Origin of the sequence: Pseudomonas sp. PICF6, from assembly GCF_009831705.1 — a bacterium.
Lineage (GTDB): Bacteria > Pseudomonadota > Gammaproteobacteria > Pseudomonadales > Pseudomonadaceae > Aquipseudomonas > Aquipseudomonas rhizophila.
Genome location: NZ_WUUD01000018.1, coordinates 69478 through 80566, shown reverse-complemented (window position 1 = coordinate 80566; position 11089 = coordinate 69478). Strand labels below are relative to the sequence as shown.

The window sequence follows — 11089 nt, the reverse complement described above, 5'->3', positions numbered from 1 at the left end:
CCTCTCCCCGACGCAATGCCACGACGCCCAGGGCGCTCGCTCCCAAGACGGCCAGCAGTAGCCAGGGTATGTGGCGCAGCAGGCTATTATTATTTGTCATTTTTATATTCCGGCCAGGGTGGACAAGAAAGACAGCCATCGGAGTTTAGCGCTAACGAGAACAAAGGCCACCCCCGACATTTGTCTGCCAGCAGCCCAACGGTGACGACGGCGCGCCAGTTGGGTCTATAGTCAATCAATCTCCAGAAAGGAATGCGTAATGAGCGAACGCCGCCGCTTCGTACGAATCGAGTTCCATGCCCGAACTGAGCTGAGTCAGGGCAAGGACGAGGACAAACTGACTTGGCCGGTCGAACTGCTGGACCTGTCTCTCAAGGGCCTGCTGATCAAAAAGCCCGAGCCCTGGCTTGGCAATCCCGAGAAGACTTTCGTAGCCGACATTCACTTGAGCAACGACGTGGAAGTGCGGATGGAGGTTCGGTTGACCCACGACGACCATGGCCATCTGGGCTTTGTCTGCGAGCATATCGACCTGGACTCCATCGCCCATCTGCGCCGGCTGGTGGAGTTGAACCTCGCCGATCAGGCTGAGCTTGAGCGGGAATTGGCGGCGTTGGTACATATTTGAATAACCCTGCACCACGCAGCAGGCCTCGGAGTTATTCGAACAATGCATCCAGCGCCTGTTCCAGGCGAGTCACGGCAATGATCTGCAACCCGGCAGGCGCTTCCTTCGGCGCGTTGCCCTTGGGCACGATGGCGCGTTTGAAACCGTGCTTGGCCGCCTCCTTGAGCCGCTCCTGTCCGCTGGGCACCGGCCGGACTTCCCCCGACAGCCCCACTTCACCGAACACCAGCAGATCATGGGGCAGCGGCCGATTGCGCAGGCTGGACATGACCGCCGCCATCAACGCCAGGTCAGACGCGGTTTCCAATACTTTGACGCCGCCCACCACGTTGAGGAAAACATCCTGATCGTGGGTAGGAATGCCACCGTGTCGATGCAGGACCGCCAGCAACATGGCGAGCCGATTCTGATCCAGCCCCAAGGTGACCCGACGCGGGTTCGCCAAATGGCTGTCATCCACCAGCGCCTGAACCTCCACCAGCATCGGTCGGGTGCCTTCCCAGGTCGCCATGACCACACTGCCCGGCACTTCTTCCTGGGCGCGCGTGAGAAAAATCGCCGAAGGATTCGAGACTTCTTTCAAGCCTCTGTCGGTCATGCCGAACACACCCAATTCATTGACGGCGCCAAAGCGATTCTTCACTGCCCGCAACAAACGCAGGCGACCGTCGGATTCGCCCTCGAAATACAACACGGTATCCACCATGTGCTCCAGCACCCGCGGGCCTGCCAGCGCGCCTTCCTTGGTGACGTGGCCCACCAGGAAAATCGCCGTACCGCTCTGCTTGGCATACCGCACCAGCAACGCCGCGCTTTCACGCACCTGTGACACGCCGCCCGGCGCCGATTGCAGTTGTTCGGTGAAAATCGTCTGGATCGAGTCGATCACCATGACCTTGGGTTTTTCCAGGCGGGCCGTGGCGATGATGGTTTCGATGCACGTCTCGGTCATGACCCGCAGTTGATCCTGGGGCAGCCCCAGACGCCGGGCGCGCATGGCGACTTGCTGCTGGGATTCCTCGCCAGTGACGTACAGCGCCGGCATGCGCGTGGCCAGGTTGCACAAGGTTTGCAACAGGATGGTGGACTTGCCGATGCCCGGGTCCCCGCCAATCAGCACGACCGAACCGTCCACCAGGCCACCGCCCAATACGCGGTCCAGCTCGCCGGACGCGGTGGAAAACCGTGGAATTTCCTCGACGCTGACTTCGGCGAGGGTCTTGATTTGCGCCTGCTGACCGGCCCACCCCGTGCGACCGGTGGGGGCTGCGGCACCACCACTCTCGACCATGGTTTCGGTCAAGGTGTTCCAGGCACCGCACTCACTGCACTGGCCGGCCCATTTGGGAAAGGTCGAGCCGCACTCGGTGCAGCCATACATGCGCTTTGCCTTGGCCATCTGAACTCCGGGATAAAAACCGCGATGATAGCCCACGCGGGGGTCAGCGCGGGGCCGGCATTCTGATTTCACCGTTGGCCAGGTTCGCCGCGGTATTGCCCAGCGGATCCTGGGCCTGCAGGTCCGCCCCTTTGGCCGCCAAGGCGTCGAGCAACTCGACGCGCTTGAACAGGCCGGCGTACATCGCTGCGGTCTGTCCGGCGCCGTTGCGCTGGTCCGGGTTGCAATCGGTGGACAACAAACGGCGCGCGATCTGCACTTGGCCCTTGAAAATGGCGCCCATCAGCGCCGTGTTGCCCCGGTTGTCCTGGGTGCAGGCATCGGCGCCAGCGGCCAGCAGCCGCTCCACCGCCGCGCCATGGCCGTGGTAAGCGGCCAGGATCAGCGCGGTGTAGCCCTTTTCGTCCTGGCGGTTGAGCGAGTAACCGGCCTCGATAAAGGTCTCGAGCATCGGCACGTCGCCCCGGCGGGCGGCGTCGAAGTAATAAGTTTGCAACTGCTCTTGGACAGCAACCGGGTCGGTGGGCATGGGCTGATCGGCCCATACGCTCAACGACCCGATTGCGAGCATCGAAAACAGGAAGTTACGCAGCATGACGTCTCCTTGGCGCAAGGCTGTAGATGCAGGGTTGCGGGAGCATGGCTTGCCCGCAACGCAGACGACTCGGTCTGGCCTCAGACCGCAGCGCCTGCTTCGCGAGCAAGCTTTGCTCCCACGGGTTATGCACGTGCCAGGCTGTGGATCAGTCGCTGAGTTTTTCCGCCAGCGCCTTGACCCGGGTCAGATCGCCTTTGGCGACACGGGCTACACCGGTGCCGTATTCAGGATCAGCCTTGTAGAGGAACGACAGGATGATGTGCTTGCTCTCCTCATCGGTGGTCGCCAGCGATCCGCCGAAGCTTTCGATCAGGTCATTGCGCTCTTTCTGGTTGAACGAGCGGTACAGGTCACCGGCTTGCTTGAAGTTCTGCTCACGCTGGATCTTCGCCTGCTGGGTACTGCCAGTCAGCGCGGTCTGGCTGTAGCGTGCCGTTGGCTGTTCCTGGCGAGGCATCAGGCGGCTCGGCTGATAATTCACGCCGGTGCTGGTGGCGCCCGAATTCATCGCGCCGTCCTGGTTGCCATTGTTGACCGCCACCTTCGGCGCATTGATGGGCAACTGAAGCGCGTTGGGTCCCACTCGATACATTTGCGTATCGGCATAGGAGAACACCCGCCCCTGCAACAGTCGATCTTCCGACGGCTCGATGCCCGGAACAAGATTGGCCGGCGCCATCGCCACTTGCTCGGTTTCCTGGAAAACATTCGCCGGGTTACGGTTCAAAACCATTTGCCCGACTTTGCGTTCAGGCACACCCGGCCAGATTTTTGTCGCATCAAGAGGATCGAAATCAAACGTGGAAAGGTCCTGCGGGTTCAGCACCTGAACGTACAAGTCCCATTTCGGGAAGTCGCCCTTATTAATATGACTCACCAGATCGTTAGTCATATGGCTGTAATCTTGTCCCTGAACTTTCACAACTTCTTTCGGATCGAGATTTTTCAGGCCCTGCAAACTTTTCCAATGAAACTTTACGTAGTGAACTTCACCCTTTGCATTCACCAACTTGTAGGCATGCACACCGTTACCGTCCATTTCACGATAACTGGCCGGCGTGCCGGAATTGGAATACAACTCGGTCAGCGTGCGCGTTGCTTCGGGCACGTGAGAAAAGAAATCGAAACGGCGGGCGTCATCATCCAAGTTGGTCCGAGGGTCGGGTTTGAAAGCATGGACCATGTCTGGAAACTTGATGGCATCGCGAATGAAGAAGGTCGGGAAGTTGTTACCCACCAGATCCCAGTTACCCTCGGCCGTGTAGAACTTGGTGGCAAAGCCACGGGGGTCACGCAGGGTTTCCGGCGAATGGTTGCCATGCACTACAGCAGAAAAACGCACGAACACCGGCGTGGCCTGGCCAGCGGCGAAGACTTTGGCCTTGGTCAGGTCACTGAGGTCGTCGGTGACTGTAAATGTGCCATGGGCGCCGGTTCCTCGTGCATGCACCACGCGCTCGGGGATGCGCTCGCGGTCGAAGCGCTGGAGTTTCTGGATCAGTTGCACGTCTTGCAACAAGGTCGGCCCGTTAGGACCGGCTGTTTGCGAGTTCTGGTTGTCGCCCACGGCCGCACCGTTATCGCGGGTCAGGGTGGCCGCGTTGACGGACAAGGACAACAGGCTGGCGGTGAGCACAAAAAAAGCACGGCGAGGGGTGAAAGTCCCGCCGCCAAGGGAAATGTTCATAGGCGTTTCCTCTGATGTTATAGAGCGCATCCATGTGCGCCTTGCAGAGGCTAGTGCTCTAAAAAGAAAAACCTAAATAGAAATGCCGCACCGATCCGATAGAAAAATCCTTATAGGGAATCGGCTCGGGACCGCGTATCACGCGCGATTGATGGCACTTTGTAAACTTTTCCCCCTGTCCCGAGTCGATAACTGAAGCTTTGTAAGCAGGCGTTTCGAGCAGGACGCGTTTGGCTGATTTACACTGCCACCATCCACTTCATCTGTCACAAGGAACAACTCATGGGCGTGATTAACGAGTTCAAGGCCTTCGCGGTCAAAGGCAATGTCGTCGACATGGCCGTCGGGATCATTATCGGTGCTGCTTTCGGCAAAATCGTTTCGTCCTTCGTTGGCGACGTCATCATGCCTCCGATCGGCCTTTTGATTGGCGGGGTGGACTTCAGCGACCTGGCCATCACACTCAAGGCGGCACAAGGCGATGCGCCGGCGGTGGTATTGGCCTATGGCAAATTCATTCAAAGCACCATTGATTTCATCATTGTGGCGTTCGCCATTTTCATGGGCGTCAAGGCCATCAACCGTCTCAAGCGCGAAGAAGCCGTTGCTCCCAGCGCGCCACCGGTTCCGACCAAGGAAGAACTGTTGCTGAGCGAAATTCGCGACCTGCTCAAGGCCCAGAACGAGAGGCCCTGACTCACGCTTCGCCGCCTGTGGCGTGGGTTTTTATCTCCTCGCCACAGGCGCCTTTGCTACCAATAGTTTTCCACGGCCACCTGACCCGGCCGACGGCTGAGACTCAGTTGCAGGCCCCTGGCCTTGAGCAGCTTGCGCGTGTCATCGATCATCTGCGGATTGCCGCACAACATCACCCGCGAGTGTTCCGGCGTCAGCTCGATGTCAGCCGCCCTTTCCAACTCGCCATTTTCGATCAGTGTCGTGATTCGTCCGCTGAGCGCACCGGGATGCTGTTCACGGGTGACGGTCGCGATGAAACGAAACTTGTGGGCGTAGCCGGCCAGGTAGTCGCGCTGGGTCAACCCTTTGATCAGCTCCTGATATGCCAGCTCCCGTGCCTCGCGGACGCTGTACACCAGGACGATCGTCTCGAATTTTTCCCATGCTTCGAAATCCTGGAGAATCGAGAGGAACGGTGCGACGCCCGTTCCCGTGGACAGCAGCCACAAATCGCGCCCGTCAACGAAACGATCAAGCGTCAGGTAGCCAAAGGCCTGGCGATCAACCAGCAGGCTGTCGCCTGGCTGCAGCCGACTCAGTTCGCTGGTGAACTCGCCGTCCGGTACCACGATGGAAAAAAACTCGAGGAATTCATCGAACGGCGAAGACACCATGGAATATGCCCGCCAAACGATGGTGCCATCCGCTTTAGCGACCCCGAGCCGGGCGAACTGGCCCGCCCGAAAACGAAAACCGCGATCCCGTGTGGTACGCAACGTAAACAAATGAGGTGCCACGGGCTGCACATCGAGCAAGGTTTGACGGGTGAACTTCTCTGAGCTGTCGATCATGAGCCACTCCAACGAGACAAGACTTACAGTGTCCCGCAAAGTGAGCCCCTTCACCACTGACAACGAGTAGTGGCACTTTAGCTACTAATGCCTCCGTCGCCGAGCATATCTTCTACCAGACTTATACAAAACTATCCCAACTGTAAAATCATACTCAAAAAGTTTATTTCTTAAACATTTCAAACTGTAAGCAAATAAAAAAAGCTCACTGCAATTTAAGAATAGTCCTACACTAAAAATTCGCATCATGGATTGGATCCGCATGGACGAACTCAACCCAGGAGAGAGCGATGGACAAGTGGAAGGACTTGCTGTTGAGGAAGTTATCCTGTGAAAAGGACTTACAGACGGCCTATCGTCTAGTCCTGAATTTCTTTAACAATCAGGGATTTGAATATTGTGCATTCTCAGCCTATCTCGGAAGCCCGGACAAGCATACCAACAAGGTAAACCTGAATAACTACCCTTATGGATGGGACAGACTATATGAACAGAACGGCTATGCATCGAACGACCCACTAGTAGCACATTGCAATCAATCACCGCTTCCAATCTTGTGGGATGAGACTGTTTTTGCTCAGGCCCCCAAGTTGTGGCGAGAACTTAATCGTCAGGGACTCAAGTATGGCTGGACCCAGGCCGTTCATGATGAACAGGGGGCACACTGCAGCCTTTTCAGCCTGGCCCGGACTCATTGCCCCATCGATATCGACGAGCATTACGCAAATCTGGGCTATGCCATTTTCGCCAGTCAAAGATTGCATGCGCTGGCCAGCAAAAAACTGGCTGACGCTGCCGCGACTCCACAAAAATGTCATTTATCACCCAGAGAGATCGAAGTATTGAGGTGGTCGGCCGAAGGCAAGACGGCTTCGGAAGTGGGCAGAATCCTCTGCCTCTCCGAGCGCACCGTGAACTTCCATGTGTGCAGTTGCATGCGAAAGCTGAACGTCAACAACAAAATCTCAGCGGTAGCCAAGGCGGCCCACATCCATGTGATCTGAACCGTGCGGCGCACTTACCAACCTGAAAAAACCCGCGAGTAATGCCTGGAAAAAAAACGTACCATTTACGGCTCCACTTGAATGATGACGCGCCCAGTACGCGACGAAGTTCATTCAGGCGGTCCCGCTGAGACACCTGCCCCGGGGCAGCGGGACATTCGTTGATCTCCAGAGTCCCAGCCATGCCCTTGCTCGACAGTCCCTTCGCCCAACTTGACCTGATCCGCCAACCCGAACAGCAGAACGAACCGCTGCAAGCCTTTGACGCAGCCGACGAATACCTGCTCGCGTATCTGGCCGAGCAACAGCCGCTCGCCGATACCCGGGTCCTGGTCCTCAATGACAGCTTTGGTGCCCTGGCGGCGAGCCTTGCCGGCAAGGTTGAAGTCATCAGCAGCAGCGACTCGTACCTGGCCTTGCAGGCGCTGGAGAAAAACCTGGTGCGCAACGGCCTGCCCTTTGATGCAGTGCCGACGTTGCCGGCCAGTGAACCGTTGACCGGACCTTTCAACCGCGTCCTGATCAAAGTGCCGAAAACCCTGGCCCTGCTGGAAGAACAGTTGATTCGCCTGCAAGGCCAATTGGCCCCCGGCGCCCAGGTGATTGCTGCTGCGATGGTCAAGCATCTGCCACGGGCCGCCGGTGACCTGCTGGAACGCTACGTTGGCCCGGTGCAGGCCTCGCTGGCAGTGAAAAAAGCTCGCTTGTTGATCGCCACGCCAGAAGCGCTCCAGCCAGAAACCCGAGTGCCGACCGCATCCCCCTACCCCACGCGCTATTGGTTGGAAGAGCCAAAGATCGAATTGCTCAACCACGCCAACGTGTTCTGTCGCGAAGGCCTGGACATCGGCACCCGGGCATTTCTGCCGCATCTGCCAAAGAACCTGGGCACCGCCCGCGTCGCGGACCTGGGGTGCGGCAACGGTGTACTGGCAATCGCCAGCGCCCTGCAGAATCCCGAGGCCCACTACACCCTGGTGGATGAATCGTACATGGCCGTGCAGTCGGCCGCCGAGAACTGGCGCGCCGCCCTGGGCGAGCGTGAGGTGACCATACGAGCTGGGGACGGTCTGGCCGGGCAAGAGCCGCAATCATTGGACGTAGTGCTGTGTAATCCGCCTTTCCACCAACAGCAGGTGGTGGGCGACTTCCTCGCCTGGCGGATGTTTCAGCAGGCGCGCGAAGCACTGGTGGTCGGCGGCGCGCTGTACATCGTCGGCAATCGGCACCTGGGCTACCACAGCAAACTGGCGCGGTTGTTCCGGGGTGTCGAACAAGTGGCCGCAACCCCGAAATTCGTCATCCTCAAGGCCCGCAAATAATTTGACCCTGCCCGGGAGCGTCAGTGGGTGGTCAGCCCTGCGGCGTTCATGAACATCCGCATCAGGCTGGCGACGATAAACAGCGCCAGTACACTGCCGGCCCAGATCAGCGCCAGCCAGCCAAGTCGCTGCCAGAGCGGCTTCTTTTCAGCCGCTTCGATGTCTTTCAAATCAGGCTTGGCCATTTTCAATGCCTCGCAGGTCAATCAATGGTAGCCGTCGTCATGGGTCACCTTGCCCCGGAACACGTAGTAGCTCCAGAAGGTGTACACCAGAATCAAAGGAATGATGAACAGCGTCCCGACCAGCATGAACCCCTGGCTCTGTGGCGGTGACGCCGCGTCCCAGATGGAGATGGATGGCGGCACGATGTTCGGCCACAAGCTGATGCCCAGACCGCTGTAACCGAGGAAGATCAGCGCCAGCGTCAGAATGAACGGCGTGTAGTTGGCGTTGCGGGCAACGGCGCGAAACAACCCGTACATGGTCACCAGCACCAGGATCGGTACCGGCAGGAACCAGAACAGATTCGGCAGGGTAAACCAGCGCGCCGCGATATCGGCGTGAGCCAGCGGAGTCCAGATACTGACGATACCGATCACCGCCAGCACCCCGAACGCCAGCGGCCTGGCCAGGTTATGCATCTGCTCCTGCAACTTGCCTTCGGTTTTCATGATCAGCCAAGTGCAGCCGAGCAAGGCGTAGGCGACGATCAAGGCCAGGCCACAGAAGACGGTGAACGGTGTGAACCAGTCCAGGGAGCCGCCGGCGAACTGGCGATCGACCACTTCGAATCCATCAATGAACGCCCCCAACGCCACCCCCTGGAAGAAGGTGGCCGTCAGGGAACCGCCGATGAACGCCTTGTCCCACAGATGGCGCTTGTGAGCCTTGGCCTTGAAGCGAAACTCAAAAGCCACGCCGCGGAAAATCAGCCCGATGAGCATCAGGATCAGCGGCAGGTACAGCGCCGAAAGCACCACCGAATAAGCCAGCGGAAACGCCCCGAACAGGCCCGCGCCACCCAGCACCAGCCAGGTTTCGTTACCGTCCCAGACCGGCGCTACGGTGTTCATCATCACGTCACGATCACGCTCGGCCTTGATGAAGGGGAAAAGAATGCCGATCCCCAGGTCAAAGCCATCCATGATCACGTACATCATGATGCCGAAGATGATGACCACGGCCCAGATCAGCGGAAGATCAATACCCATGACTCAATTCCCCTTGTGCGAGCTGTCGTTATGGTCCACTTCGTCGTCGCCATCATCGGCGGCCGACAATGGACGGGCCGGGGTACGTTTCTGACCCGGGCCACCGTCGGCCGGCTCATCTTCATGGGCTTCCGGCCCTTTGCGCACCAGGCGCATCATGTAGCTCAGCCCCGCACCGAACAGCGCGAAATACACCACGACGAACAGCACAAGCGTGATGCTCATCTGCGCAAAGCTGTGGCCGGAGGAAGCATCGGCCGTGCGCATCAGGCCGTAGACCACCCAGGGCTGGCGACCGATTTCGGTGGTGAACCAGCCTGCCAGGATCGCGATCAGGCCGGACGGCCCCATCCACAAGACCATGTGAAGGAACGGTCGAGACTGGTAGAGCCGGTCGTTGCGGCGCAACCAGAGACTGCACAGACCGGTGAAAATCATCAGCAGCCCCAGGCCCACCATGATCCGGAACGACCAGAACACAATGGTCGAATTCGGTCGGTCTTCAGGCGGAAACTCCTTGAGGGCCGGCACCTGCTTGTCCAGGCTATGGGTCAGGATCAGGCTGCCCAAGTAGGGGATTTCCACGGCGAACCGGGTCTTTTCCGCCTGCATGTCCGGCCAGCCAAACAGGATCAGCGGGGTAGGCTCATTGCCGACGTTTTCCCAGTGACCTTCGATGGCCGCGATCTTGGCCGGTTGATGCTTGAGGGTGTTGAGGCCATGGAAGTCGCCAATGACGGCCTGGATCGGCGCCACCAGCAACGCCATCCACATCGCCATCGAGAGCATGCGGCGAATGGCCGGGGTATCCCGACCGCGCAACAAGTGCCAGGCCGCCGACGAACCGACGAAAAACGCCGTGGCGACAAACGCTGCCGTGGACATGTGCAACAGGCGATAGGGGAACGAGGGGTTGAACACCACCGCCAGCCAGTCCACCGGGATGACCCGGCCATCGATGATTTCGTAGCCCTGGGGAGTCTGCATCCAGCTGTTGGAGGACAGGATCCAGAACGTCGAGATCAGCGTGCCGATCGCTACCATGACTGTGGAAAAGAAATGCAGACCGCGCCCGACGCGGTTCCAACCGAACAGCATCACCCCCAGGAACCCGGCTTCGAGGAAGAACGCCGTGAGCACCTCGTAGGTCAGCAGCGGCCCGGTGACCGCGCCGGCAAAGTCAGAGAAACGGCTCCAGTTGGTGCCGAACTGATAGGCCATGACCAAACCGGATACCACACCCATGCCGAAGTTGACGGCAAAGATCTTCGACCAGAAGTGGTACAGGTCGCGGTAGGTGTCGTCGCGGGTCTTGAGCCACAAGCCCTCGAGTACCGCCAGGTAACTCGCCAGGCCGATGGTGATGGCCGGGAACAGGATATGGAACGAGATGGTGAACGCGAACTGGATTCGGGCGAGATCGAGCGCCTCCAAACCGAACATAAGTCTTCCTCTGTCAGGTAAAACCGGCTGCGGGCGGGGCTTGCATCGCAACCTCCAGGGATATGGAGTGCGATGCTTTTCAAATCGTTCTTTTTTTAAACCGTCACAACGCAGGAACGTGGCCGGATGGCCGCCAGCCCAAGCCCCCGAAGGGTATTGACCTGGATCAAGCAATGCTCAAAGAGTAGTCGCATTATGGCCGCCGGACGGCGTGGTCTTTTGTCGCGTGACAGGTTGTCTCAGTGCTGCAATCCTGCTCTAAGCC

Annotated in this window: 11 protein-coding genes and 1 pseudogene; 4 read left to right on the top strand and 8 right to left on the bottom strand. The window is 58.7% G+C overall.

The window, feature by feature from the left end; genetic code table 11:
• Positions 1 to 100 (bottom strand): annotated as a pseudogene (locus tag GSM73_RS26530) (carbon starvation protein CstA); the annotation flags it as partial.
• Positions 101 to 259: 159 nt separating this feature from the next.
• Between GSM73_RS26530 and GSM73_RS11520 the strand changes: the two are divergent.
• Positions 260 to 628 (top strand): PilZ domain-containing protein, encoded by a 369-nt coding sequence (locus tag GSM73_RS11520; RefSeq protein WP_160892572.1) that lies wholly within the window; start codon positions 260 to 262, stop codon positions 626 to 628.
• A 31-nt stretch (positions 629 to 659) separates the two neighbouring features.
• Here GSM73_RS11520 and radA read toward each other — a convergent pair whose 3' ends face one another.
• From radA to katB, 3 genes are all read right to left on the bottom strand, one after another.
• Positions 660 to 2027 carry a DNA repair protein RadA gene (gene radA, locus GSM73_RS11515; protein WP_030140305.1) on the bottom strand — a complete coding sequence of 456 codons (1368 nt, stop codon included), beginning with the start codon at positions 2025 to 2027 and terminating at the stop codon, positions 660 to 662.
• 43 nt (positions 2028 to 2070) lie between these two features.
• Entirely contained in the window at positions 2071 to 2622 is a 552-nt protein-coding gene (locus tag GSM73_RS11510; RefSeq protein ID WP_372241376.1) for an ankyrin repeat domain-containing protein, read from the bottom strand.
• A gap of 148 nt (positions 2623 to 2770) precedes the next feature.
• A complete protein-coding gene (gene katB / locus GSM73_RS11505) occupies positions 2771 to 4312 on the bottom strand; it encodes a catalase KatB (RefSeq protein WP_047229581.1) in 1542 nt (513 codons plus the stop codon).
• Between the two features lie 282 nt (positions 4313 to 4594).
• Between katB and mscL the strand changes: the two genes are divergently transcribed.
• On the top strand, positions 4595 to 5008 hold the full coding sequence (gene mscL / locus GSM73_RS11500) for a large-conductance mechanosensitive channel protein MscL (RefSeq protein WP_047229580.1): 414 nt from the start codon (positions 4595 to 4597) through the stop codon (positions 5006 to 5008).
• 56 nt (positions 5009 to 5064) lie between these two features.
• On the opposite strand, the gene GSM73_RS11495 is transcribed toward mscL, so the two are convergent.
• The gene (locus GSM73_RS11495; RefSeq protein WP_076386408.1) at positions 5065 to 5841 is read right to left on the bottom strand and encodes a ferredoxin--NADP reductase; all 777 of its coding nucleotides are present in this window, start codon (positions 5839 to 5841) and stop codon (positions 5065 to 5067) included.
• Between the two features lie 290 nt (positions 5842 to 6131).
• On the opposite strand from GSM73_RS11495, the gene GSM73_RS11490 reads away from it, so the two are divergent.
• Complete coding sequence (locus GSM73_RS11490; protein WP_047229578.1) at positions 6132 to 6845, top strand: autoinducer binding domain-containing protein; 714 nt, start codon at positions 6132 to 6134, stop codon at positions 6843 to 6845.
• 182 nt (positions 6846 to 7027) lie between these two features.
• Positions 7028 to 8167, top strand: coding sequence for a methyltransferase (locus GSM73_RS11485; RefSeq protein WP_076386410.1), 1140 nt, complete (start codon positions 7028 to 7030; stop codon positions 8165 to 8167).
• A 20-nt stretch (positions 8168 to 8187) separates the two neighbouring features.
• Here GSM73_RS11485 and GSM73_RS11480 read toward each other — a convergent pair whose 3' ends face one another.
• The 3 genes from GSM73_RS11480 to GSM73_RS11470 are packed head-to-tail and all read right to left on the bottom strand — an operon-like array spanning position 8188 to position 10824.
• Positions 8188 to 8352 (bottom strand): DUF2474 domain-containing protein, encoded by a 165-nt coding sequence (locus GSM73_RS11480; RefSeq protein WP_076386412.1) that lies wholly within the window; start codon positions 8350 to 8352, stop codon positions 8188 to 8190.
• Positions 8353 to 8373: 21 nt separating this feature from the next.
• Positions 8374 to 9381 carry a cytochrome d ubiquinol oxidase subunit II gene (gene cydB, locus GSM73_RS11475; RefSeq protein WP_047229576.1) on the bottom strand — a complete coding sequence of 336 codons (1008 nt, stop codon included), beginning with the start codon at positions 9379 to 9381 and terminating at the stop codon, positions 8374 to 8376.
• 3 nt (positions 9382 to 9384) lie between these two features.
• On the bottom strand, positions 9385 to 10824 hold the full coding sequence (locus tag GSM73_RS11470; protein ID WP_047229575.1) for a cytochrome ubiquinol oxidase subunit I: 1440 nt from the start codon (positions 10822 to 10824) through the stop codon (positions 9385 to 9387).
• Positions 10825 to 11089: the final 265 nt, after the last annotated feature.

Coding starts and splice junctions, on each gene's coding strand:
- GSM73_RS11510 (WP_372241376.1), bottom strand. CDS start 2,622: ATGCTGCGTAACTTCCTGTTTTCGATGCTCGCAATCGGGTCGTTGAGC.
- mscL (WP_047229580.1), top strand. CDS start 4,595: ATGGGCGTGATTAACGAGTTCAAGGCCTTCGCGGTCAAAGGCAATGTC.
- katB (WP_047229581.1), bottom strand. CDS start 4,312: ATGAACATTTCCCTTGGCGGCGGGACTTTCACCCCTCGCCGTGCTTTT.
- cydB (WP_047229576.1), bottom strand. CDS start 9,381: ATGGGTATTGATCTTCCGCTGATCTGGGCCGTGGTCATCATCTTCGGC.
- GSM73_RS11520 (WP_160892572.1), top strand. CDS start 260: ATGAGCGAACGCCGCCGCTTCGTACGAATCGAGTTCCATGCCCGAACT.
- GSM73_RS11470 (WP_047229575.1), bottom strand. CDS start 10,824: ATGTTCGGTTTGGAGGCGCTCGATCTCGCCCGAATCCAGTTCGCGTTC.
- GSM73_RS11495 (WP_076386408.1), bottom strand. CDS start 5,841: ATGATCGACAGCTCAGAGAAGTTCACCCGTCAAACCTTGCTCGATGTG.
- GSM73_RS11490 (WP_047229578.1), top strand. CDS start 6,132: ATGGACAAGTGGAAGGACTTGCTGTTGAGGAAGTTATCCTGTGAAAAG.
- radA (WP_030140305.1), bottom strand. CDS start 2,027: ATGGCCAAGGCAAAGCGCATGTATGGCTGCACCGAGTGCGGCTCGACC.
- GSM73_RS11480 (WP_076386412.1), bottom strand. CDS start 8,352: ATGGCCAAGCCTGATTTGAAAGACATCGAAGCGGCTGAAAAGAAGCCG.
- GSM73_RS11485 (WP_076386410.1), top strand. CDS start 7,028: ATGCCCTTGCTCGACAGTCCCTTCGCCCAACTTGACCTGATCCGCCAA.